Source organism: Nocardioides sp. NPDC127503, assembly GCF_040302165.1.
Taxonomy (GTDB): domain Bacteria; phylum Actinomycetota; class Actinomycetes; order Propionibacteriales; family Nocardioidaceae; genus Nocardioides.
In genome coordinates this window covers 386,203-409,879 of record NZ_JBEORH010000003.1, presented here as the reverse complement: position 1 = coordinate 409,879, position 23,677 = coordinate 386,203, and the positions used below count along the sequence as shown (strand labels likewise).

Genomic DNA, 23,677 nt, shown 5'->3' with positions numbered 1-23,677 from the left:
GATCAGTAGGTGTGGAAGCCCTCACCGGTCTTGCGGCCGAGCTTGCCTTCCTCGACCTTCTGGACCAGCAGGGCGGCGGGGTCGAAGCCGGGCTCGCCGAACTCGTTGCGGAGCTCGGACTGGATGGCCAGGGAGACGTCGTTGCCGACCACGTCGAGGAGCTCGAAGGGGCCCATCGGGAAGCCGGCGGTCTCCTTGATCGCAGCATCGATCTCGGCGATGGCGACGCCGGACTCGTGCAGCTTGACCGCGTCGTTGAGGTAGGGGAACAGCAGCGCGTTGACGATGAAGCCGGAGCGGTCGCCGCAAGAGACCGGGACCTTCTTGACCGCGGCGGACAGCGCGCGCACCGTCTCGTCGACCTCGGGCGAGGTGAGGTCGGTGGTGACCACCTCGACGAGCTTCATGACCGGCGCGGGGTTGAAGAAGTGCATCCCGATGACGTCCCCGGGGCGCGCGGTGACCTTGGCGAGCTCGGTGATCGGCATCGAGCTGGTCGTCGTGGCCAGGATGGCGCCGGTCTTGGCGATCCGGTCGAGGTCCTTGAAGAGCTGGGTCTTGACCTCGAGGTCCTCGGCGATGCCCTCGACGATCAGGTCGGCCTCGCCGAGGTCCTCGCGAGAGGTGCTGCCGGTGAGGCGGCCGAGCACGGCGGTCTTGGTCGCCTCGTCCGAGCGGCCCTTCGCGATGGCCTTGTCGAGCGACTTGGTGATGCCGGCGACGACCCCGTCGAGCTTCTCCTGCGAGCGGCCGACGAAGACGACGTCGTACCCGGCCTGGGCGAAGACCTGGACGATGCCCGAGGCCATCGTGCCGGTGCCGACCACGCCGATCTTCTCGATCGTGTGGCGCAGCTCCGGAGCCTTGGCGTGGTCCCCAGCCACCGAGGCGAACGTCCCGGACTCGCCTGCGACCTTGGTGAGCAGGTCGGCGGGCTTGTGCAGGTTGTCGCCGGTCTCCTCGAAGCGGGCGAGCAGCGCGTCGCGTACGGCGGCAGCGCCGATCTCGTCGGCCGTCGCCAGCGGCCCCTGGGGGTAGCCGCAGCCGAAGCACATGGCGTTGTCGATGTCGGTGGCGGTGGCGTAGCCCGACTCGAGCATGCGAATGGCGTGGTTGAGGTAGGGCAGCACGAGCACGTCGTGGATGGAACCCTGGGTCGAAACCGTCATGCGACGGAAGACTGCCAAATTTATTACCCATGAGTAACCCCTGGTGGCGTGACGCTGCTCACATGGGGCCATGCGATACGTTCTCCCGGTGAGACTCGTCGTTGCCACCTGCCAGGTCGACTACGCGGGGCGGCTCACCGCCCACCTCCCGATGGCCACCAGGGTGTTGATGCTCAAGGCCGACGGATCGGTGCTGGTCCATTCCGACGGAGGCTCCTACAAGCCCCTCAACTGGATGTCGCCGCCCTGCACCCTCTCGGAGGGCAAGTCCGACGACGGCCGCGTCGAGTGGACCGTCACCTCCAAGACGGATGACACCCTGCGCATCCTGATCGACGAGATCCACCACGAGACGTCGCACGACCTCGGCATCGACCCCGGCCTGCAGAAGGACGGCGTCGAGAAGCACCTCCAGGAGCTCCTCGCCGACCACCCGGCGACGCTGGGCGACGGGTTGACCCTCGTACGCCGCGAGTACCCGACAGCGATCGGGCCGGTCGACCTGATGTGCCGCGACGCCGACGGGAAGTCGGTCGCGGTCGAGATCAAGCGGCGCGGCGAGATCGACGGCGTCGAGCAGCTGACCCGCTACCTCGAGCTCCTCAACCGCGACCCGCTGCTGGCCCCGGTGAGGGGCATCTTCGCCGCTCAGGCGATCAAGCCGCAGGCGCGCGTACTGGCCGAAGACCGCGGCATCACCTGCGCGATCGTCGACTACGACGCACTGCGCGGCCTCGATGATCCGACCGAGAGACTCTTCTGACCAACAGTTGGTGCACGGTCAGGCAAGTTCACACAGGGGAAACGCCTTTCCTTACCTTTGAGTAGGAACAGCGTGACAAGATTCACGCCATGTCCATGAACTACTCGGGGCATGGCGTTGGGGGCCGCCTGTCCGTGAGCGACGTCGAGGCGATCATGATCGATCTCCTGACGATGCAGCAGATGCACACGGCGGAGTTCCACGCGATCAAGAGCCGGATGGAGCGCACCGACGCCGCGATCGACAGCGTCAACGCGCGCCTGGACAGCGTCGAGCGGCGGCTGGACGACCTGCTGATCTCGATGAGCCAACTGCTCAACTGGGCCAACCCCCGCTGACCCGTCGCCCAACCGCCGTGGCGGCTACTCCACGGTGATCGGCTCGCCGCCGGAGACGAGGCGCCAGTCGACCGAGGCGAATGCGGCCGGGTCGATGACCTGGTGGGCGGTGACCCAGTCGATGAGCAGCTGCCGGATCTCGACCTGCTGGTTGTAGACCACGGTGGCGTCGGTGACGTGCGGGAAGCCGCCACCACCGGACTGGCGGTAGTTGTTGACCGCGAGCACGAACTCCTGCGCGTCGGTCACCGCGACGCCGCCGTAGGCGAGGTTGGTGATCCGCGAGCCCACCGCGACGGAGATGTCGATGTCGTAGGTCAGTGGTGCGTCCAGCCCGGCGATCGTGTCGAAGTTGTAGTCGGGCGTGCCGTTGGGCGCGGTGTCGGTCGGCGCGTTGGTCACGGCGTCGATCGGGAACGGGCCGGTGCCGCTGACCTGCTTGAAGTAGCGGGCGGTGAACTCGAGGTAGTCCTTGAGCTGGGCGCCGGTGATGCGCACCGCCATCAGGGTGTTGTCGTAGATGTAGAGGCCGGCCACGTCGCGTACGGTCACCTCGCCCGCCGGGAAAGCGGCGGCGCGACTGAACGGCGCCGCGATCGAGATGACCGGCAGCTCGGCGTCGGAGCCGGTGAGCGCCGCCTTGACCGCATCGGCCTGGACGTAGTTGACGAAGTCGATGATGGGTACGTCCTCGACGACCGCTCGCGCGGCCAGCATCTCCACCGCAGAGGTGCCGACGACGGAGTTGACGTAGGAGACCACGACGTCGTGCTGCTCCTGCACGGCGGCCGAGACCTCCGGGTCGGGGTCGACAGTGTTGGAGTTGAGCGTCTGCGAGGTCGCCGACTGCAGGACCCAGCGGGGCCGGCCGTGACGCTTCTCGCGGCGTACGACCAGGTCCATCACGGAGACGCGCATGCCCCAGTAGAGCGGCTCGGTCAGCAGCACCTGCTTGCCGGTCTCGGTGTTGGTGACGTAGCGCTGGGTGATCTCGCGGTGGGCGTGGCCGACGAGGATCGCGTCGACGTCGGGCACCTGCTCGGCCACCAGGGTCGAGGCGTTCTCCGGGGGCAGCTCGTCGCCGTAGGAGCTGGAGGTGTCGGCGCCGGAGTGGGCGCTGATGATGACCAGGTCGCAGCCGGCCTTCTTGAGCTCGGGCACGAAGATCTTGGCCTGCTCGACCAGCCCCGGGAACTCCATCTTCCCCTCGACGTTGGCCTTGTCCCAGATCGCGATGCCGGGATTGGTCAGACCGAGCACGCCGACGCGGAGGCGGCGGCCGCGGCCCAGGTCGTAGTCCTTGATGATGTAGGGCGGGAAGACCGGCAGCTTGGTCGACGGGTCGACCGCGTTGGCGCCGAGCATCGGGAAGTTCACCTGCTCCTCGAACTTCCGGATCGTGTCGATGCCGTAGTTGAACTCGTGGTTGCCGAGCGCCGCAGCGTCGTAGCCGACCAGGTTCATCGCCCGCGCCATCGGGTGGATCGCGCCCTCGGTGATCGGGTCGATCCGGGCGTAGTAGTAGGCCAGCGGGGTGCCCTGGATGGTGTCACCGGCGTCGATGGTGAGGATCGGCTCGCCGCGACGCTCCTCACGTACGGCGTCGATCAGCGTCTTGACCTTGGCGACGCCGATCTCGTTGCCGGCGCTGTTCGAGAACTCGGCGTTCTTGTAGTAGTCCCAGTTGAAGACGTTGCCGTGCAGGTCGGTCGTGCCGAGCACGGTCAGCCGGACGGTGTCGGGCTTGCCCGCGTGCGCCGGCGCAGCGGTGTAACCGGCAGCGCTCAGCGCCGCAGCGCCCGTGACAGCAGCACCGGACAGGACAGAGCGGCGGGTGGCGTGAGGCATCGGTAACGTCCTTGCGCGAGTGGGTAATGGAATGCAAGGCAATTCCTACCACCTCGGACGCAACTTGGCGGCGCCTTCCGTCAAGCAGCCAGATGCTTCTTCTTGACCGGCTTGCCGTCGAGGGTCACCAGACGGCGCTTCTTGACCGTCATCCCCTCGGGCAGGGTGCCCTCCTTGAGCATGCGGATCGGGCACCGCTTGCAGCGCGACTTCGACACGCAGCACTCCGTCTTGGGAGGCTTCCTCTTCTTGCCCACGCTCGAAGGGTAACAGCAGAGTTAGGCGTGCCTTACTTCCACGAGCGACGCCACCTCGGTGGCACAACCCCAGCTCAGCGTCACCCCGGCGCCGCCGTGGCCGTAGCAGTGCACCACTTTCCCCTCGCGTTCCAGCCGGACCGATGGCCTGGCCGGGCGGAGGCCGACCAGGTGGGCCCTGACCTCGGCGTTCGCGATCCCCGGCACCGCTGCGGCGGCGTCTGCGAGGATCCGCTCAGCCGTACGCGGGTCCGGGCTCTGGTCCCAGGCGTGCGGCACCGACGTACCTCCGACCACGGTGTCGCCACCGCGCGGGAAGACGTAGGAGGGGGCGTCGCCCTCGGCCTCCAGCCACTCCTCGGTGGCGCCCGGCCCGAGGACGACGACCTGGCCCTGCACCGGGTAGAGGCTGGTGTCGCCGACCAGCTCTCGTGAGCCGAGGCCGGTCGCGTTGACCACGACATCGGCGTCCAGACTCGCCAGGTCGTCGACAGTGCCGGTCGTGATGCTCCCGCCCGCCTCGGTGACCTGCCGCTCGAGCCAGGGCAGGTAGACCGGCATCTCGGCGATCGGGGCGGTGAACTCGGCGCGGCCCTCGGTGACGGTCAGGTCGGTGAGCGGTGCGGCCCACCACAGGTCGGCCTCAGGGTTGTGCTGGGTGCCGTGCACCATGCGTACGCCGGCTTCCGGCTCCTCCTCGGCCAGCCGGGCGAGCTCTCGGAAGGTCTCGGCCGCCCAGGCGGTCACCCGGTCGCGTGGCTCGGCGAGGTAGGGGAACCAGAACCCACCGGCCACCGCCGAGGTGGTCCCGCTCGTCCGCTCGCGGCCGATCACGCTGACCTCGTGACCGGCGTCCAGCAGCCGTACCGCGCACGAGAGCCCGATGACTCCGGCTCCGACCACCGTTACTCGCATGCGCGGCAGGCTACTAGGAAGGATCACTGGGCGAGGCGGCGAGCCAGCACCGGGATGACGATGGCGGCGGCGACGACGTGCATGAGCATCAGGACGACCGCGCTGGCGGCGTCGAAGCCGAAGGTGACGTCGGGGACGAGCGAGGCGACGGTCAGCACGACGGTGGTGACCACGAACGTACGTCGCGGGTGGCGGGCCACGCGGGCCATCACCGCGGCCATCGCGACCCCGATGAGGGAGAAGAGGGCGGTCAGCTGGGCGTAGCCGGCGAGCGGGATCGTGCCACTGGCGGTCTCGAAGCTCACCCCGGCCGCCGAGGCGACGACAGCGAGGACGGTGACGACCGCGCTGGCGACGACCGTGGCGCCGAGGCCATGGACCCAGACCGGCTTGCGGGCGGCGGCGCGGGTCGAGCGGGTGTTCTGCTGGGCGGTGGTGATCGTGGACATCTCGTACTCCCGTGAAGTGGCGGGAGGCGCTGTCCGCCTCCCTCTGCCCCTTTCACGAATGGCCACGCACCGAGATCGACACGGCTCCCGAACTTTTTCGGGAGCCGTGTCGATCCTCGGATCAGGAGAGGCCCGTCAGGAGAGGTCGTTCGCCTTGCGGATGACCTCGACGATGTCGGCCATGATCTCGGTGAGGCTGAAGTCCTTGGGCGTGTAGACCGCCGCGACGCCCGACGCGATCAGCGTCTTGGCGTCGGACTCGGGCACGATGCCACCGACGATGACGGGTACGTCACCGAGGCCCGCCTCGCGCAGCCCGTCGACCACCGACGGCACGAGCGACATGTGCGAACCGGAGAGGATGGAGAGCCCGACGACGTGTACGTCCTCGGCGACCGCCGCGGCGACGATCTGCTCCGGGGTGAGCCGGATGCCCTGGTAGATGACCTCGAAGCCGGCGTCACGTGCCCGGACCGCGACCTGCTCGGCACCGTTGGAGTGACCGTCCAGGCCCGGCTTGCCGACAAGCATGCGCAGCTTGACGCCGAGCTCCTCGCCGGTGGCCTTGACTCGGTCGCGTACGGCCGACAGCTCGGCGCCGGCCTCCGCGGCGCCGACGGCGCCGGAGACGCCGGTGGGCGCCCGGAACTCGCCGAAGACCTCACGCAGGGTGCCGGCCCACTCCCCCGTGGTCGCGCCCGCGCGGGCGGCGGCCAGGGTGGCCTCCATCAGGTTTGCGTCGGTCTTCGCGGCGGCGGCCAGAGCGGCCAGTGCCTCGGAGACGGCCGTCTCGTCACGCTCGGCCTTCCACGCCTCGAGAGAGGCCTTGGCGGCCTCCTCGGCGCGGGGATCGGCGACCATGATCGCGGCGTCGAGATCCGCGGTCAGCGGGCTCGGCTCGGTCGTCGTGAACTTGTTGACGCCGACGATGATCTCGTCACCGGACTCGATCGCGGCGCGACGGCGCGCATGCGAGGAGACCAGCTCGGACTTCATGTAACCGGTGTCGACCGCGGCGATCGCGCCACCCATGGCCTGGACCCGGTCGATCTCGTCCTTGGCGCCCGCGACGAGCTCGGCCACCTTCGCCTCGACGACCGGCGAGCCGTCGAAGAGGTCGCCGTACTCCAGCAGATCGGACTCGTAGGCGAGGACCTGCTGCAGGCGCAGCGACCACTGCTGGTCCCACGGACGCGGGAGGCCGAGCGCCTCGTTCCAGGCAGGCAGCTGCACCGCGCGCGCCCGCGCGTTCTTGGACAGCGTCACGGCGAGCATCTCCAGCACGATGCGTTGGACGTTGTTCTCCGGCTGCGCCTCGGTCAGGCCGAGGGAGTTGACCTGTACGCCGTAGCGGAACCGGCGCATCTTCGGGTCCTCGACGCCGTAGCGCTCGCGGGTGATCTCGTCCCACAGCTCGACGAAGGCGCGCATCTTGCACATCTCCTCGACGAACCGCACGCCCGCGTTGACGAAGAACGAGATCCGGCCGACGACCTTGCCGAAGTCCTCCTCGGAGACCTGACCGGAGGCCTTGACCTGGTCGAGGACCGAGATGGCGGTGCACATCGCGTACGCGATCTCCTGCACCGGCGTCGCCCCAGCCTCCTGCAGGTGGTAGCTGCAGATGTTGATCGGGTTCCACTTCGGGATCTGGTGGACCGTGTAGGCGATCATGTCGCTGATCAGCCGCAGGGAGTGCTCCGGCGGGAAGACGTACGTCCCCCGGGAGAGATACTCCTTGATGATGTCGTTCTGGGTGGTGCCGGCCAGCTTGGCGGCCACCTCGACAGGGTCCATGCCGGGGTTCTGCTCCTCGGCGGCCACCTGATACATCGCGAGCAGCCACATGGCGGTCGCGTTGATCGTCATCGAGGTGTTCATCTCGGTGAGCGGGATCTGGTCGAAGAGCTTGCGCATCTCGCCCATGTGCATGATCGGCACGCCGACCTTGCCGACCTCGCCGCGGGCGAGGATGCTGTCGGGGTCGTAGCCGGTCTGCGTGGGCAGGTCGAAGGCGACCGAGAGACCGGTCTGGCCCTTGGCGAGGTTGTTGCGATAGAGCTGGTTGGACGCCTCGGCGGTCGAGTGGCCGGCGTACGTGCGCATCAGCCAGGAGCGATCCTTCGCCGGGCGGCTCTGCTCGGAAGGCGTGGTGTCCGTCATAAGAGGCATGCTAGCCCCTCGGTTACCGATCAGTAACCGGGTCCGGTGTGGAAGATGTCACTCACCGGGCCGGTCTTTTACCCACTGCCCGCTAGGCGATGAGCGGCGAGTTCTCCACCTCGAGAACACGATAGAGCCTGGAGAGGTGGAGCATCCGGCGCACCGCGGGCGTGCAGCCCTGCAGAGTGAGGCGGCGACCCTCGGCATGGGCCTGCCGGGTGGCGACGGCGAGCAGCTTCAGCGCCGTCACATCGGCACTGTTCACGCCGGAGACGTCGAGGACGACATCACCCTCCACCGAGTCGAGATGGTCATAGATCACGCTGCGTGCCATCCAGGTGCTGCGTACGTCGAAATCTCCGCTCAGCACCAGCGTCGGCCCGTCGATCAAGATCTCCATGCCCTGCCTCCATCCCCCAGGAAGTGGATTCCCTCTCGCCCACTATGACGCGCGGCCGCTCCCATTGGTTGCACCTCACCAGCCTCATTCGTCACTCTTGTCCCTATTTTCTGTCGCTTGACCACGTTCGCCGAAAGCGGGCCGTCCGAATAGGCTCAGCGCATGGTCAACCTGACGCGCATCTACACCCGCACCGGCGACGCCGGTGAGACCCGGCTCGGCGACATGAGCCTGACCGCCAAGACCGATCTGCGGCTGGAGGCGTACGCGACGACCGACGAGGCTGGGGCGGCGATCGGTGTCGCACTGGCTCACGGCGGCATCGACGAGGACGTCGTGAAGGTGCTGACGACCGTCCAGAACGACCTCTTCGACGTCGGCGCGGACCTCTCGACCCCGGTCGTGGCCGAGCCCGAGTATCCCCCGCTCCGCGTCGAGCAGGCCTACATCGACCGGCTCGAGGCCTGGTGCGACGACTACAACGAGCCCCTGGAGAAGCTCCGCTCGTTCATCCTCTCCGGCGGCACCGTGGCCGCGGCCCACCTGCACGTGGCCCGCACCGTCGTGCGCCGCGCGGAGCGCGCGGCCTGGGCTGCGTACGAGGTCCACGGCGAGACCATGAACAAACTCGCCCTGACCTACCTCAACCGCCTCAGCGACCTGCTCTTCATCCTCGCCCGCCACGCCAACCGCGAGCAGGGCGACGTCCTGTGGGTGCCCGGCGGCGAGCGCTGAACAGGCCTCACAGCCAGCCGCGACGCCCCGCCTCGTAGCCGAGCTGGAGGCGGGTGTCGACCCGCGCGCGGTCCATCATCTGGCGCACCCGCCGCTGGACCGTACGCAGCGACAGCCCGAGCTGCGCCCCGATGGAGGCATCGGTCAGGCCCGCCAGCAGCAGCGAGAGCACCTTGGTGTCCAGGGGCTCGAGGCGATCGGCGGCGGTCTCGACCGTGCCCTCGGGTGTCGCGACCAGCTTGGGGGCCGAGGTCCAGATCAGGTCGAAGAGGGCGATGATCGCGTCGAGGAGACCGCTGGGGTGGAGCAGCAGCGCGTCCTGGACAGTGTTGTGCTCACTGTTCATGAGCGGGATCAGAGCGATCTCCCGGTCGACGATGAAGGCGCGCAGCGGCACCGACGGCACCACCCGCAGCTCGATCCCGATCTCGAGGCCGGAGTCGATGGTCTCGTAGATGCCGGGGGTGTCGAAGACGGAGCGCTCGAGGACGATGTCATGCCTGACCCCGCGTTCGATCGCGGCCCGCTCGGCCTCGTCGGCGTCCTCCCGGGTGACGACCGCGGCCTGCGGCTTCTGCAGCGCCTGGATGCACTTCTTCGCCGAGTACTGCAGCTGGGCGAACCGCTGGGCGATGGCCTCGGTGCCGTGCACGACGTCGACGACGTCGGCCACGTCCCGGCGAGCGACCGAGCCGCGGTAGAGCCCGGCGAGCTCGGTCATCTCGACCTGCGCGCGGCGCAGCTCGTCCTGGCGCTGGACGAGCAGCGCCCCGAGCGCCACCGCCGGCGGGGAGGCGACGTAGCGGTCCTGGCCGGCCGAGGCCCGAGCGACCAGGCCCTTCCCCTCCAGCGCGGAAAGCACCGCCGAGACCGCGTAGGTGTCCAGGTCTGCCGCCTCGGCCAGCTCTTCGAGGTTGGCCGACGGCGCGGCGACCAGCTGGCGGTAGATCGTCTCCTCGAGATTGTCGAGACCAAGCGCATCGAGCATCCGAGATGCCTTTCGTGGCGGGGGAACGAACGACCGACATCATGGCAGATATACGTCACGTCACATTCCCGCCATAGCGGTTCGACTTGCAATCACCGCCAACTTGGCCGAAAGTATTCATCGCCACCTCGGTCCGGATCCCCCCGCTCGGATCGAGGTGGCTTTACTTTTGCGCGACAAAGTTGTCGCGATCGGTTCGGATCCGCTTGTCCAGACGGGATGTCGGGCGTGCGTCTATGCAGGCCGATGAATGCACCGCCACCCCGTGATGGCGCACCGCTGGTCTAGACCACTGCCACCGCAACGAACGAGACGCTGCTCACCACCAGCGTCCACGAAGTCGCAGAACCCGCCTCATGCTGGAAGAATAGATCGGGTGCCCTTGCTCGAAGCTCTCACGAACGACCTGCTCCGCGAGACCTTCGACCCCCAGACCATCGAGCGTGGCGAGGCCTACGCAGCCCAGGGCCGGGTCGGGGAGCCCCGGGTCACCGAGGTCGGCAGCAGCGCGCTACGAGCCGCAGCCGAGGTCAGAGGCACCAGCCCGGCTCCCTACCGCGTGACCCTCAACCTGGATTCCAGGAACGGCGTCGTCAGAGCGACGAGCTCGTGCAGCTGCCCCGTGCACAACAACTGCAAGCACGGTGCCGCCCTCGGCCTGGTCCTCGCTGGCTCGCGCGCCGGGGCGACACCGATGGGCCCGTCGTGGGAGACGGAGCTGCGCACTCTTCTGGGCCAGCTCGCCGAGGACAACAAGCCCGAGGACGACCTGCCCGCGCTGGCGCTCGAGGTCGACGTGCACAGCCCACGGTCGGCCGTCGCGGGCTCCCCCACGATCGAGCTGCGCCCGATGCGCATGGGCAACCGCGAGCGCTGGGCGAAGACCGGCGCCGACTGGGCCAGCATCCCCAACGCGGTGCCCGGCAAGGACTTCCCCCGCAGCCAGCTGCTCCCCCTGCAGGAGCTGGCCCGCCAGCTGCGGTCCGACCGGCTCCTCTACGCCCGTGGCTCCTCGCTGGGCCTCGCCGACTTCGGCGAGCACGCGGTCAGCCTGCTCCGCGAAGCGATCCGTGGCGGTGTGACAGTCCTGCCCGGCGAGAACGTACGCGGCGTGGTGATCTTCGACGAGCCGCTCTCGCTCGCCGGCGAGCTGCGTCGCGAGGACGGCGAGGCGGTCCTCCGGTTCGGACTGGCCCACGGTGACCGGGTCTACGCCGGGCCGACCGTGCTCCCGATCGGTCGTCCCACCCGCTCGGTCGGCGTCCTCGATGCCGGGGTGCTCCATCTCGCGGATCTGCCCGGACCGCTTTCGACGCATGCGCAGCGGCTGGTGACCGCCCGGGAGCCACTCACCGTCCCCGAGGCCGAGATCGGCACGCTGAGCGCCCTGCTGGGCCCGCTGGCCCGTCTGGTGCCGCTGCGCTCGGCCGACGGCTCCCTCGACATCCCCGAGCCTCCCGCCCCGCGCCTGACCCTGACGGTCACCTGGCGCAGCTCGACGCATGCCACGCTCGGCTGGACCTGGGCCTACGGCGTACGTCACTACCCGGTGGACTCCCGCGAGGACCTCGGCCTGGTACGCAACCCGGCCGAGGAGGCCGCGCTGCGGGCAAAGGTCTCCACCGAGCTGCTCCGCAAGCAGGAGGTACGCGACGGCGACGCCCTCGCGCTCGCCATCCACGACCTGCCCGCGCTGCGCGAGGTCGACGGCGTCGAGGTCACCGAGGTGGAGCGGCCCGACTTCCGCGAGACCGACGAGGACCCCGAGATCTCCTTCGAGATCACCTCGCCTGACGGTGCTGCCGTGGCCGGGCAGGACTGGCTCGACCTGCAGGTCGTGATCCGCATCGGCGCCGAGGCAGTCCCGCTTCCCGACGTACTCGGTGCGCTGACCCGCGGCGACGACCACCTGATCCTCCCCAGCGGCACCTACATCACCACCGACCGGCCCGAGCTCGACCGGCTGCGCAACGTCGTCGAGGCCGCCGGGCAGCTCCACGAGCGCACCGGCGACGGGATCGCGGTCGGCAAGCACGACCTCGGTGTCTGGGCCGAGCTCGCCGAGCTCGGCGTGGTCGACCAGCAGGCCGCCGAATGGGTCCAGCGCGCCCAGGCGCTGCGCGACTTGCGCGAGATCCCCCGGCCCGAGCCGACCGGGCTGGCGACCGAGCTGCGCCACTACCAGCTCGACGGCTTCCACTGGCTGGCGTTCCTGCACGAGCAGGGTCTCGGCGGGATCCTCGCCGACGACATGGGTCTGGGCAAGACGCTCCAGGTGCTGGCCACGATCTCCCATGCCGTGCACACGCAGCCGGAGACGCGCACCCCCTACCTCGTGGTGGCGCCCACCAGCGTCGTACCCGCCTGGGTCCAGGAGGCCCGCCGCCACACCCCCGGTCTCCGGGTGAGCACGGTGAGCAAGCGCGTCGACTCAGTGGCCGAGGCGCGCGAGGGCGCCGACGTCGTGGTCACGACCTACGCCATCCTCCGGCTCGAGCAGGACGCCTTCGCCGGGCGCCCTTGGGCCGGCCTCGTCCTCGATGAGGCCCAGCAGGTCAAGAACCACCAGTCCAAGACGTACGCAGCGGCCCGCCGGATCGACGCCCGCTGGCGTCTCGCGGTGACGGGCACGCCGTTCGAGAACCGGCTGATGGAGCTGTGGGCGCTGCTCTCGATCACGGCGCCGGGGCTCTATCCCAGCCCGCGGCTGTTCCGCGACACCGTGGTCTCGCCTGTGGAGAAGTCGGGTGACGACGCGGCGCTGCGCCGGTTCCGGACCCGGCTGCGCCCGTTCCTGCTGCGGCGCACGAAGGAGCTCGTCGCGGACGACCTGCCGCCCAAGCAGGAGCAGGTGCTCGGCGTGGACCTCAACCCCGCGCACCGCAAGATCTACGACGCCCACCTGGCCAAGGAGCGGCAGCGGATCCTGCACCTGCTCGACGACTTCAACGACAACCGGGTCGCGATCCTCAGTGCGCTGACCAGGCTGCGGCAGCTCTCCCTCGACCCCGGCCTCGTCGACCCCGATGACAACGATGTCGGCTCCGCCAAGCTCGACACGCTCGTCGAACACATCGAGGAGCTCGCCGCCGAGGGCCACAAGGCGCTGGTCTTCAGCCAGTTCACCTCGTTCCTCGGCCGGGCACGCACCCGACTCAAGGAGGCGGGCATCGACGCCGCCTACCTCGACGGCGCCACCCGCGACCGCGGTGCGGTCATCGAGAGCTTCCGCGACGGCGACGCCCCGGTGTTCCTGATCTCCCTCAAGGCCGGCGGCGTCGGCCTGACCCTGACCGAGGCCGACTACGTCTTCGTACTCGACCCCTGGTGGAACCCCGCCGCCGAGGCCCAGGCCGTCGACCGCGCCCACCGCATCGGCCAGACCCAGCACGTCATGGTCTACCGCCTGGTCTCGACCGAGACGATCGAGGAGAAGGTCATGGAGCTCAAGGAGCGCAAGGCCGAGCTCTTCGCGAAGGTCGTCGACGGAGAAGGTGCCATGGGCTCCACCATCGGCGCCGACGACATCCGCGCCCTCTTCGATTGACCCAGACCGAGGGCGTCGCTCCGGTGTAACACGTCGTTCGTAGGACTACTCGCCCTATCTGGACGACCGGATAGTCCTACGAACAGCGTGTTACACGGCCCGCCGCCGCGCCACCGTCGCGGCCAGCGCCGCCGCGGGGATCATGAGGAAGGCGACGACCAGGAGGGCTCTCAGGGTGCCGATCTGATCGCCTACGGCGCCCAGGATGGGCGGGAAGCCGAGGAAGGCTCCATAGGCCAGCGTGGAGACGACCGAGACGCGAGCCGCGGCCCGGGTCTCGTCGTCGGCGGCGATGCTGATCCCCAGCGGGAAGCCGAGGGCCGCGCCGAAGCCCCACAGGACGATCCCGGCCAGCGCGAGCCCGAACGAGCCGGCGAACACGGTCAGCACGATCCCCACGCCCGCCAGCGCCGCCGAGGTGATCAGCACCGGCTGCCGGCCGACCCGGTCGATCACCTTCGCGCCCGCGAAGCGGGCCAGGCTCATGCAGAAGACGAACGCCGCATAGCACGCCACCCCGACCCGGTGGCTCACGTCGTAGCCGTCGATCATCGCCAGTGACACCCAGTCGTTGGCGCTTCCCTCGGCGGCGGCGAAGGCGAGCACCATCAGGCCCAGCAGCAGCGTGTGCGGCGAGCGCCAGGCGGCGATGAGCTCACGCCGTGGCGAGTGCCCCTCTCGAGGCGGCTCGGCCGGGAGGAACCCCGCGGTCCCCCACCAGCAGACCGCCAGCACGATGGCCGCGACCCCGGCGACGTGCCACACCGTCGGCAACGTACCCACCAGGGCGATGCCCAGCAGTCCACCGAGCACGGTGCCAACACTCCACATCGCGTGCAGCTGCGGCATCAGCGTCTTGCCGCCGAGCCGCTCGACCGCGGCCCCCTCGACGTTCATGGCGACGTCCCAGAGCCCATAACCGACGCCGTACGCCACCAGGAACAGCGCCACCAGCCACGCCTGTTCCAACCAGCTGCCGGAGACCGCCACCATGGTCAGGGCGGCGACACAGAGAACCGCGCAGCCGCGTACGACCCGGGCGGCGCCCCAGCGCATCACCAGTCCCCCGGCGAGCGGCAGCGCGGCGACGGAGCCGATGCCCATCGCCAGCAGCATCAGGCCGACGGCTGAGTTGTTCAGGCCGAGGCTCTCGCGGAGCGCGGGGATGCGGGAGATGAAGGTCGCAGACAGCAGACCGTTGGTGGCGAACGCCACCACCGATCCAGCCTGGGCACGGCGGAGAGGCGTCACAAGTAAAGGCTAGTGGGACCTCGGGCCGCGTCCAGGTGCGGGGATCAGTCCCGCTTCTTCTCGTACGGCCCGCCGCGGCCGAAGATCGGCAGGACCCACGGCTGGCGCAGCGGGGCACCGGCGAGCGCCACGACCGCGAAGGCGGCAGCGAGCACCCAGGCGATCCCGTAGAGCGCGCCGCCGAGGCCGAAGGTCACGATCGTGACGGCGAGCAGGGTGAGCTGCAGGTTGAGGGCGCCGGCGGCGTGGTGCTTCACGAACTCGGAACGCTTGCCGACGGTGTAGTAGAGGATCGCGGGACCGACGACGATCGGCACCAAGGTCGTGGCCTGGGCGAGGGCGCCCAGGAGCCGCTCCTCGGTGGTCGGCGGCGGCAGCAGGTCGCGGACGGGCTTCGCCTGCACCGGCGCCGGGGCGGGCTGCGCGATCAGGTCGCGGGTGATCGGCTCCAGGGCGGCGTACGTCTTCGACTTCATGGTCAGGTCGAACCGGACGTCGAACTCGGCCTGGTCGAGCCGGCCGTCGGCATAGGCGGACTTCAGCACGTCGATCACACGGTCGCGATCGGCGTCGGTGCAGCGGAGCTCGTCGCCGGTGACCGGAGCCGACGGGACGGGTGGAGTGGGCGGGGTGGGCTGAGTGGAATCAGGAGTGGGAGCAGTTGAGGACATACCTCTACCATCCGCCGCAGATGCCCTCCGGACAATCAGGGAAGCCCCCGAATGCAAACCGACCGACCCCGGTGTTGTGCCGGAGACGGTCGGAGGGAGTAGGAAGGAGTCGCTCAGAAGACGGTCCAGGTGGACCGCATCGGGCGGGACTCCAGCCAGGCCTGGAAGCCGATGAGGGTCTGCTGGTCCATCGCCAGGTCGATGTGCTCGCCCTTGACGTCGCAGGTGACGATCAGGCTCTCGGGGTAGAGGACCAGCTCCTCGATCCCCTCGGGAGAGCGGCTGGAGACATAGACGATCTCGGTCCGGCGCCAGACCCGTTTGGGCTTGGGCGAGAGCGAGAAGATGCGGAACCACTCCAGCTGAGCGTCACCGGAGTAGCGGCCGATGCCGATGACCCAACCGCGCCCGGGACTGGTGTCCCGGACGCGGTGGCTCAGTTCGAAGACGCCGCCGTTGCGAGCGAGCAGACGGCGGCGTACGGCGATCCCGACGCCATAGGCGAGGACAAGCAGAAGCGATGCGGCCACAACGGCCAAGAGCAGCTCCCACCATGCCATCCGGGTATCGCCCCTCTTTCCCTAAGAGGCCTTCTCGACAGCGCGGATGCGTGCCTCGGCACGACGGATGCGCTTTTCGGCGTCATTGTTGGTGCCGAGCAGGCGGCGGGCCTCCTCGAGCTCGACCTCAGCCTGGCTGAGGTCGATCTCGTGAGCCAGCAGCACGTGCTCGGACAGGATCGAGACGCGGTCGTTGGCCACCGAGAGGAAGCCACCGTCGACGGTCGCGATGACCTCGGTGCCCTCCTCCGGAGTGATCTCCACGACCGCCTCGGTGAGAGCCGACAGCACCGGCGCGTGACCGCGCAGGACGCCGACATCACCGTCGACCGTTCGGGCGATGACCATGGTGGCCCCGCCGCTCCAGACCACGCGGTCTGCAGCGACGAGCTCCACCTGAAGTGCGTCAGTCATCAGAGGCTCTTCTGGATCTCGGCCCACTTCGCCTCGACGTCGTCGAGGCCACCGCACATGAAGAACGCCTGCTCGGCGACGTGGTCGTACTCGCCCTCGGCGATCTTGTTGAACGCCTCGATGGTGTCCTTGACCGGAACCGTCGAACCCTCGATGCCGGTGAACTGCTTGGCGACGTAGGTGTTCTGCGACAGGAACCGCTGGATCCGGCGAGCGCGGGAGACGATGATCTTGTCTTCCTCGGAGAGCTCGTCGACACCCAGGATCGCGATGATGTCCTGCAGCTCCTTGTTGCGCTGGAGGATCTGCTTGACGCGGACGGCGCAGTCGTAGTGGTCCTGACCGATGTACTGCGGGTCCAGGATTCGCGACGTCGAGGTCAGCGGGTCCACGGCCGGGTAGATACCCAGCGACGCGATCTCGCGGGAGAGCTCGGTGGTCGCGTCCAGGTGGGCGAAGGTGGTCGCCGGAGCCGGGTCGGTGTAGTCGTCGGCCGGCACGTAGATCGCCTGCATCGAGGTGATCGAGTGACCACGCGTCGAGGTGATCCGCTCCTGGAGCTGACCCATCTCGTCGGCGAGGTTGGGCTGGTAGCCCACGGCCGAAGGCATGCGGCCCAGCAGGGTCGAGACCTCAGAGCCCGCCTGGGTGAAGCGGAAGATGTTGTCGATGAAGAGCAGCACGTCCTGGCCCTGGACGTCGCGGAAGTACTCCGCCATCGTCAGCGCCGAGAGGGCCACGCGAAGACGCGTGCCCGGCGGCTCGTCCATCTGGCCGAAGGTCAGGGCGACCTTGTCGTAGACGCCGGCCTCCTGCATCTCGTGGATGAGGTCGTTGCCCTCACGGGTGCGCTCGCCGACACCGGCGAACACGGAGACACCACCGTGGTTCTTGGCGACTCGGGCGATCATCTCCTGGATGAGGACGGTCTTGCCGACGCCCGCACCACCGAAGAGGCCGATCTTTCCACCGGTCACGTAGGGGGTGAGGAGGTCGATGACCTTGATGCCCGTCTCGAACATCTGGGTCTTGGACTCCAGCTGGTCGAAGGCCGGAGCCTTGCGGTGGATGCCCCAGCGCTCGTTGACCTCGACCGTGGCCGGGTCGACGTCGAGGATGTCACCGGTCGCGTTGAACACGTGGCCGAGGGTGACGTCACCCACGGGAACCGTGATCGGGCCACCGGTGTCACGCACCGAGGAGCCGCGTACGACGCCGTCGGTCGGCTTCAGCGAGATCGCGCGGACCATGCCGTCACCGATGTGCTGGGCAACCTCGAGCGGCAGGGTCGTCGTCTCACCGCTGATGGTGACCTCGACCTCGAGCTTGTTGTAGATGTCCGGCATGGCGTCGACGGGGAACTCCACGTCGACGACCGGGCCGATCACGCGGGCGATGCGGCCCGTCGTGGTCTTCTCGTCAACCTGTGCGGTCATTTTCTAGTCAGTCCTTCTGTGGGTTCTCAGTCGTTCGCAGCCTGGGCGTCGGCGAGCGCGTTCACGCCACCGACGATCTCGCTGATCTCCTGGGTGATGCCGGCCTGGCGAGCCTGGTTGGCAACCCGGGTGAACTTCTTGATGAGCTCATCGGCATTGTCGGTGGCCGACTTCATCGCCTTCTGACGCTGGGCCAGCTCGGAGGCGGCGGCCTGCAGCAGCGCGAACCAGATTCGGCTCACGACGTACTGCGGGAGCAGCGAGTCGAGCACGGCCTCGGCCGACGGCTCGAACTCGTAGAGCGGCAGGACGTCGCCCTCGGCCGGAGCCTCGGTGCCCTCCACGACCTCCAGAGGCAGGAGACGTACGGCGGTGGGCTTCTGCGTCATCATGGTGATGAACCGCGTGTAGACCACGTGGACCTCGTCGACGCCGGGAGCGGCGGCCTTCTCGGCCTCGGTGCCCTCGACGAAGACCTCGATCAGCTTCTCGCCGATCTCCTTTGCCGCCTCGAACTCCGGACGGTCGGAGAAGCCGGTCCAGGCCTGCGCCACGGAACGACCGCGGAACTTGTAGAAGGCCTCCGCCTTGCGTCCGGTGACGTAGAGGTCGACCTCCTTGCCCTCGGCCTTGAGCTTCTCGACCAGGCCCTCGGCCTCCTTGAGCACGCTCGAGGAGTAGGAGCCCGCCAGACCACGGTCGCTGGTGACCACCAGCACGGCGGCGCGGGTGGGCGCCTCCGGCTCGGTGGTCAGCGGGTGGTCCACGTTGGAGTAGGTCGCCACCGCCGAGACGGCGCGGGTGAGCTCTCGGGCGTACGGCGCGGCCGCATTGGCCCGCTGCTGCGCCTTGATGATCCGGGACGCAGCGATGAGCTCCATGGCACGCGTGATCTTCTTCATCGACTCCGTCGACTTGATCCGCGCGCGGAGTTCACGCACTGACACGGCCATGGGTCAGCCCCGCTTCTGCTTGACGATCTGCTCCTGCTCGACGTCCTCGTCAGCCAGGGCCTCCGTCTTGGAGGAACCCGGCTTGATCGAGTGGCCCTCCGAGGTCTCGAACTGGTTGAGGAACGAGTCGTAAGCCTTCTTCAGCTCGGACTCGGTGGAGTCCTCGAACTTCAGCGACTCACGGATGCCGGCGAGGATGCCGTCGTGGGAGCGACGCAGGAAGTCGAGGAACTCCCGCTCGAACTTGAGCACGTCCTCGACCGGGACGATGTCCAGGCTGCCGGAGGTGCCCAGCCACAGCGAGACGGTCATCTCGTCGATCGGGTAGGGCGAGTAGGCCGGCTGCTTGAGCAGCGCCATCAGCCGCTGACCGCGAGCCAGCTGCTGCTTCGAGGCCGCGTCCAGGTCGGAGGCGAACATCGCGAAGGCCTCCATCGCGCGGTACTGCGCGAGCTCGACCTTGAGCGAGCCGGTGACGCCCTTGAGGGCCTTGGTCATCGCGGCGCTACCGACGCGGGAGACCGAGACGCCGACGTCGATGGCCGGGCGCTGGTTGGCCGCGAACAGGTCGGACTGCAGGAAGATCTGACCGTCGGTGATGGAGATGACGTTGGTCGGGATGAACGCCGAGACGTCGTTGGCCTTGGTCTCGATGATCGGAAGACCGGTCATCGAGCCCTTGCCCATCTCGTCGGAGAGCTTCGCGCAGCGCTCCAGCAGCCGGGAGTGCAGGTAGAAGACGTCACCCGGGTAGGCCTCACGGCCCGGCGGGCGGCGCAGCAGCAGCGACACGGCGCGGTAGGCCTCGGCCTGCTTGGTCAGGTCGTCGAAGACGATCAGGACGTGCTTGCCCTCGTACATCCAGTGCTGGCCGATGGCCGAGCCGGTGTAGGGGGCGAGGTACTTGAAGCCGGCCGAGTCGGAGGCCGGAGCCGCGACGATCGTGGTGTACTCCAGCGCGCCGGACTCCTCGAGGGCGCCACGCACGGAGGCGATGGTCGAGCCCTTCTGGCCGATGGCAACGTAGATGCAGCGGACCTGCTTGTCGGGGTCGCCCGACTCCCAGTTCTGCTTCTGGTTGATGATCGTGTCGATCGCGACCGTGGTCTTACCGGTCGAGCGGTCACCGATGATCAGCTGACGCTGGCCACGGCCGATCGGGGTCATCGCGTCGATCGCCTTGATGCCGGTGGCGAGCGGCTCGTGCACCGACTTGCGGGCCATCACGCCGGGAGCCTGGAGCTCCAGGGCGCGGCGGCCGACCGTCTCGATGTCGCCGAGGCCGTCGATCGCGTTGCCGAGCGGGTCCACGACGCGGCCGAGGTAGCCGTCACCGACGGGGACCGAGAGAACCTCGCCCGTACGTCGGACCGACTGGCCCTCCTCGATCTTGTCGAAGTCACCCAGGACGACGACACCGATCTCGCGGGTGTCCAGGTTCAGGGCCAGACCAAGGGTGCCGTCCTCGAACTCGAGGAGCTCGTTGGTCATGGCCGAGGGCAGACCCGACACGCGGGCGATACCGTCCGCGGTCGAAGCGACGGTGCCGACCTCCTCGGTCTTCGCCGCCTCCGGCTTGTAGTCCGCGACGTACTTTGCCAGTGCGTCCCGGATCTCGTCGGGACGGATGGAGAGCTCCGTCATCTGTGCCTTCTCTCTCAGTTCTTACAAGTCAGTCTGTGTCACACAGGGGTCGTACGGCCAGTTGAGGTCGGCCGCGGTGCCGGATCAGCCGGCCAGGGCTCGCTGCGCCCCTTCGAGGCGACTCGAGACGGTGCCGTCGATGACGTCGTCACCGATCGATACCTTGATGCCACCGACGACAGCCGGATCGACGACCACGTTGAGGTGGACCTCGCGGCCGTACTTCCTCGCCAGTGCTGCCGCCAGACGGGTGGTCTCGGCCTCCGAGAGCGGGGCCGCAACGCGGATGACCGCGGTGCCCTCGTCTGCGACGGATGCCGCGACCTTCTGGTATTCACCGAGAGCGGCCGATGCGGTGCGGTAGGTGCCCGCCAGCGCCTGCTTCGTCAGGGTCACGGTCGCCGGAAGCGCCTTGCCCCCGAGCAGCGTGTCGACGAGCGCGGCCTTGTCCTCGGTCGTGCGGGCCGGGTCGGAGAGCGCGTCGCGCAGCTCCGGCGTCTCCTGCACGGCCTGCTGGACCGCGAACAGCTCGTCGGCGAGGCGCTTGGCCTCGCCGCCGGCGCTGCGGACCGCGGCGATCTCGCTCAGTCGCTCGATCGCATCGCTCAGGTCACCGGCGTGCGTCCAGCGGTGCTTGACCGCCGACTCGAACACGCCGAGGCCCGTCGCGTCGACCTTCCCGCCGAACAGCTCACCGACGAGGCCGGTCTTGGCCTCCTGCGGCACCGATACGTCGGTGACGAAGCGGCGCAGAGCTGCCTCGGCGCGGAGGGTCTGGGAGACCTCGAAGAGGGTGTCGGCCGCCTTCGCCGCCGCCTCAGGAGAGGCGGAGACAGCGGTCTTCAGCTCCTCGGTCAGGGCGGCAACGGCGTCGGCCGACGCTCCACGGAAGTCCATCAGTGAACCCCTGCCTCGAGGTCAGCGAGGAACCGCTCGACCACACGGCTGGAACGCTCGTCGTCGTCGAGGGACTCGCCGACGATGCGACCGGCGAGACCGGTGGCCAGCGAGCCGACCTCGGTCTTCAGCGACGTAGCAGCCGCCTGGCGCTCGGCCTCGATCTGCGCCTTGCCGGCGGTGATGATGCGCTCCGCCTCGGCCTGCGCCTCGAGGCGCATCTCGGCCTTGATCGCGGCGCCCTCCTCGCGAGCCTGCTCGCGGATGCGGGCAGCCTCGTGGCGAGCGTCGGCCAGCTGGGCCTCCAGCTGAGCGAGCTTGGCATCCGCCTCGGCCTGCTTGGCGTTGGCGTTCTCGATGCCGCCTTCGATCGCCGCGGTTCGATCGGCGTACGCCTTCTCGAAGTTCGGAACGATGAACTTCGCAACTCCCACGAAGAGGATGGCGATGACGATGAAACCGAGGATGATCTCCGGGACGTGCGGGACCAACGGGTTGATCTCGGTCTCCGCAGCGGTTACCTGGGTAAGGATCATGTCGGAACCTTCGGTAGTTCCCTACGTCAGAGCACGAAGGCGAGGGCGAGGGAGATGATGAAGAACTGCTCACAAAGCGCGAAGCCGAGGATCGCGATGGCCTGCAGGCGGCTCTGGGCCTCCGGCTGGCGAGCGACACCGGCAACATACGCGGCGAAGATCAGACCGACACCGACACCGGGGCCGATAGCGGAGAGGCCGAGGCCGATCATGTCTGCGGAGCCGTCCATTGTGGACTTCCTTTCGGTTGTGACGCGCCTTGCGTCAGTTGTTGTACATCGTTGGGTTTGGCTGGTGGAACGAGCTGTGGATCAGTGCTCGTCCGCGACTGCACCGGCGATGTACATCGCCGAGAGCAGGGTGAAGACATATGCCTGCAGGAACATGATCAGCATGTCCAGGAAGGACACGAGGATGCCCAGCAGGAAGGAGAAGAGGCCGGCGGTGATGCCCTGCCATACCGGAACGTAGTGCAGCATCAACCAGGCGCCACCGATGGAGAAGAGCGCCACCAGCAGGTGGCCGGCGAACATGGTCGCGAAGAGACGGATGGCCAGCGTGAACGGGCGCACGATGATGTTGGAGAGGAACTCCAGCGGAACCATCATGATCAGGATCGGACCGCTCACACCGCTGGGCACCGTCTGGTGCTTGAGGTAGCCGACGAAACCGTGCTTCGCGATGCCGACGATGTTGTAGATCAGCCAGGTGATGATCGCCAGGGCCGCCGTGTAGCCGATGTGCGACATCGTGGGGAACTGGACGAACGGGATGATCCCGTAGAAGTTGTTGATGAGGATGAAGACGAAGACCGTGAAGAGGTACGGCACGAACCTCATGTAGTCCTTCGACCCGATGATGTCTCGGGCGATGGAGTTGCGGACCATCCCGTAGACGTACTCACCGGCGAACTGCAGACGGCCCGGAACCACGGCGGCCTTGCGGGAGGCGGCGTAGAAGAAGCCGAAGGCGATCACGACGGACAGCAGGACCAGGAGGCTCACCTTGGTCAGGGCCCAGTCGCCGGACCCGACGATCGGCGGAAGGAAGAAGTCCGCGGGCCCCGGGATATGAGGCCCCGACTCCGACGCCATAACGGTGGCGGCAAGCGACTTCACGCTGTCTCCTGTTTGTTCGAACTTACGATTCTGGGTGGCGAGCCTCAAAGGCTCGGGCATCATCCCGGCGGCCGCCCCCGACGGCCCGGACGATATCAGGCGCTACTGGCGGGTCACGAGTCTGCCCCGGGCAGGTCGAAGAGCGGGATTCGCTCGCGTCGCACCAGGAACGCGAACGTGGTCGTCCAAGCCACTGTGAGCGCCATGACCGAGAAGGCTGCCGGACGTACGACAGCGTCTCCCCCGGTCTGCGAAACGATCAGCAGGACAACGAAGAGAACCATGCCTGACAGCGTGAAGACACCGACAGCGGCGGGCAGCGACATGGCGGGCGACTTCGCCGCGATCCAGAACATCGCCCAAGAGCCGACCGCCAGCACGACAACGGTGGCGATCGAACCGATCGCAGCACCTGTCAGACCATCAGTCCCGGCAAGAACAAAAGCCACCGCGAGGGCCGCGAGCACAGCAACTGCGGACACTGCGGCAGAACCTCGCAGCACCTTGGATTTGCTGGTTGCGGTCGTCATCGTCGGCGGCCGTTCTCTCTGGGGGCATTTCACGTGTTCAGGAGCGTATCCCGAACGCTCGTGAAAACTATCACAAGCGTCTTTGGGTGCCCTAA

General features: G+C 68.2%; 24 protein-coding genes. 4 read left to right on the top strand and 20 right to left on the bottom strand.

What is annotated here, in order from left to right; all coding sequences use genetic code 11:
• Positions 1–2: 2 nt before the first annotated feature.
• On the bottom strand, positions 3–1,169 hold the full coding sequence (locus tag ABTW65_RS09035; protein WP_350659700.1) for a 3-hydroxyacyl-CoA dehydrogenase family protein: 1,167 nt from the start codon (positions 1,167–1,169) through the stop codon (positions 3–5).
• Positions 1,170–1,257: 88 nt separating this feature from the next.
• On the opposite strand from ABTW65_RS09035, the gene nucS reads away from it, so the two are divergent.
• Positions 1,258–1,932, top strand: a complete 675-nt coding sequence (gene nucS, locus ABTW65_RS09030; RefSeq protein ID WP_350659699.1) for an endonuclease NucS — start codon at positions 1,258–1,260, stop codon at positions 1,930–1,932.
• Between the two features lie 89 nt (positions 1,933–2,021).
• Complete coding sequence (locus tag ABTW65_RS09025) at positions 2,022–2,270, top strand: hypothetical protein (protein WP_350659698.1); 249 nt, start codon at positions 2,022–2,024, stop codon at positions 2,268–2,270.
• Positions 2,271–2,294: 24 nt separating this feature from the next.
• Here the strand turns inward: ABTW65_RS09025 and ABTW65_RS09020 are convergent, their stop codons facing one another.
• From ABTW65_RS09020 to ABTW65_RS08995, 6 genes are all read right to left on the bottom strand, one after another.
• Complete coding sequence (locus tag ABTW65_RS09020; protein WP_350659697.1) at positions 2,295–4,118, bottom strand: bifunctional metallophosphatase/5'-nucleotidase; 1,824 nt, start codon at positions 4,116–4,118, stop codon at positions 2,295–2,297.
• Positions 4,119–4,198: 80 nt separating this feature from the next.
• The gene (locus ABTW65_RS09015) at positions 4,199–4,375 is read right to left on the bottom strand and encodes a hypothetical protein (protein ID WP_008362162.1); all 177 of its coding nucleotides are present in this window, start codon (positions 4,373–4,375) and stop codon (positions 4,199–4,201) included.
• Positions 4,376–4,396: 21 nt separating this feature from the next.
• Positions 4,397–5,290 carry an NAD(P)/FAD-dependent oxidoreductase gene (locus ABTW65_RS09010; protein ID WP_350659696.1) on the bottom strand — a complete coding sequence of 298 codons (894 nt, stop codon included), beginning with the start codon at positions 5,288–5,290 and terminating at the stop codon, positions 4,397–4,399.
• Between the two features lie 23 nt (positions 5,291–5,313).
• The gene (locus ABTW65_RS09005) at positions 5,314–5,739 is read right to left on the bottom strand and encodes a DUF6069 family protein (protein WP_350659695.1); all 426 of its coding nucleotides are present in this window, start codon (positions 5,737–5,739) and stop codon (positions 5,314–5,316) included.
• A gap of 135 nt (positions 5,740–5,874) precedes the next feature.
• The gene (locus ABTW65_RS09000; protein ID WP_350659694.1) at positions 5,875–7,902 is read right to left on the bottom strand and encodes an ethylmalonyl-CoA mutase; all 2,028 of its coding nucleotides are present in this window, start codon (positions 7,900–7,902) and stop codon (positions 5,875–5,877) included.
• 91 nt (positions 7,903–7,993) lie between these two features.
• The gene (locus ABTW65_RS08995; protein WP_091047808.1) at positions 7,994–8,302 is read right to left on the bottom strand and encodes an STAS domain-containing protein; all 309 of its coding nucleotides are present in this window, start codon (positions 8,300–8,302) and stop codon (positions 7,994–7,996) included.
• A 162-nt stretch (positions 8,303–8,464) separates the two neighbouring features.
• Here ABTW65_RS08995 and ABTW65_RS08990 point away from each other — a divergent pair, with 162 nt between their 5' ends.
• A complete protein-coding gene (locus tag ABTW65_RS08990) occupies positions 8,465–9,037 on the top strand; it encodes a cob(I)yrinic acid a,c-diamide adenosyltransferase (protein WP_350659693.1) in 573 nt (190 codons plus the stop codon).
• Positions 9,038–9,044: 7 nt separating this feature from the next.
• Here ABTW65_RS08990 and ABTW65_RS08985 read toward each other — a convergent pair whose 3' ends face one another.
• Positions 9,045–10,025, bottom strand: coding sequence for a helix-turn-helix domain-containing protein (locus ABTW65_RS08985; RefSeq protein WP_350659692.1), 981 nt, complete (start codon positions 10,023–10,025; stop codon positions 9,045–9,047).
• Between the two features lie 376 nt (positions 10,026–10,401).
• On the opposite strand from ABTW65_RS08985, the gene ABTW65_RS08980 reads away from it, so the two are divergent.
• On the top strand, positions 10,402–13,572 hold the full coding sequence (locus tag ABTW65_RS08980; RefSeq protein WP_350659691.1) for a DEAD/DEAH box helicase: 3,171 nt from the start codon (positions 10,402–10,404) through the stop codon (positions 13,570–13,572).
• A gap of 90 nt (positions 13,573–13,662) precedes the next feature.
• Here the strand turns inward: ABTW65_RS08980 and ABTW65_RS08975 are convergent, their stop codons facing one another.
• From ABTW65_RS08975 to ABTW65_RS08920, 12 genes are all read right to left on the bottom strand, one after another.
• A complete protein-coding gene (locus ABTW65_RS08975) occupies positions 13,663–14,823 on the bottom strand; it encodes an MFS transporter (protein ID WP_350659690.1) in 1,161 nt (386 codons plus the stop codon).
• A gap of 44 nt (positions 14,824–14,867) precedes the next feature.
• Positions 14,868–15,494 carry a DUF1707 domain-containing protein gene (locus tag ABTW65_RS08970; protein WP_350659689.1) on the bottom strand — a complete coding sequence of 209 codons (627 nt, stop codon included), beginning with the start codon at positions 15,492–15,494 and terminating at the stop codon, positions 14,868–14,870.
• Positions 15,495–15,607: 113 nt separating this feature from the next.
• Positions 15,608–16,054, bottom strand: coding sequence for a DUF2550 domain-containing protein (locus ABTW65_RS08965; RefSeq protein ID WP_350659688.1), 447 nt, complete (start codon positions 16,052–16,054; stop codon positions 15,608–15,610).
• A 21-nt stretch (positions 16,055–16,075) separates the two neighbouring features.
• Complete coding sequence (locus tag ABTW65_RS08960; RefSeq protein ID WP_045547377.1) at positions 16,076–16,468, bottom strand: F0F1 ATP synthase subunit epsilon; 393 nt, start codon at positions 16,466–16,468, stop codon at positions 16,076–16,078.
• Positions 16,468–17,904 (bottom strand): F0F1 ATP synthase subunit beta, encoded by a 1,437-nt coding sequence (atpD, locus tag ABTW65_RS08955; RefSeq protein ID WP_350659687.1) that lies wholly within the window; start codon positions 17,902–17,904, stop codon positions 16,468–16,470. The genes ABTW65_RS08960 and atpD overlap by 1 nt, the downstream gene beginning before the upstream one ends.
• A gap of 26 nt (positions 17,905–17,930) precedes the next feature.
• Positions 17,931–18,857 (bottom strand): F0F1 ATP synthase subunit gamma, encoded by a 927-nt coding sequence (locus tag ABTW65_RS08950; protein WP_350659686.1) that lies wholly within the window; start codon positions 18,855–18,857, stop codon positions 17,931–17,933.
• 3 nt (positions 18,858–18,860) lie between these two features.
• A complete protein-coding gene (gene atpA / locus ABTW65_RS08945; RefSeq protein WP_350659685.1) occupies positions 18,861–20,501 on the bottom strand; it encodes a F0F1 ATP synthase subunit alpha in 1,641 nt (546 codons plus the stop codon).
• Between the two features lie 84 nt (positions 20,502–20,585).
• Complete coding sequence (locus ABTW65_RS08940) at positions 20,586–21,398, bottom strand: F0F1 ATP synthase subunit delta (RefSeq protein ID WP_350659684.1); 813 nt, start codon at positions 21,396–21,398, stop codon at positions 20,586–20,588.
• A complete protein-coding gene (locus ABTW65_RS08935) occupies positions 21,398–21,934 on the bottom strand; it encodes a F0F1 ATP synthase subunit B (RefSeq protein ID WP_141803116.1) in 537 nt (178 codons plus the stop codon). Before ABTW65_RS08935 ends, ABTW65_RS08940 begins: the two co-directional genes overlap by 1 nt.
• A gap of 26 nt (positions 21,935–21,960) precedes the next feature.
• Positions 21,961–22,164, bottom strand: coding sequence for an ATP synthase F0 subunit C (locus tag ABTW65_RS08930; RefSeq protein WP_008362139.1), 204 nt, complete (start codon positions 22,162–22,164; stop codon positions 21,961–21,963).
• Between the two features lie 81 nt (positions 22,165–22,245).
• Positions 22,246–23,052 (bottom strand): F0F1 ATP synthase subunit A, encoded by an 807-nt coding sequence (atpB, locus tag ABTW65_RS08925; RefSeq protein ID WP_350659683.1) that lies wholly within the window; start codon positions 23,050–23,052, stop codon positions 22,246–22,248.
• Positions 23,053–23,165: 113 nt separating this feature from the next.
• Entirely contained in the window at positions 23,166–23,582 is a 417-nt protein-coding gene (locus ABTW65_RS08920; RefSeq protein ID WP_350659681.1) for a hypothetical protein, read from the bottom strand.
• Between the last annotated feature and the right edge of the window lie 95 nt (positions 23,583–23,677).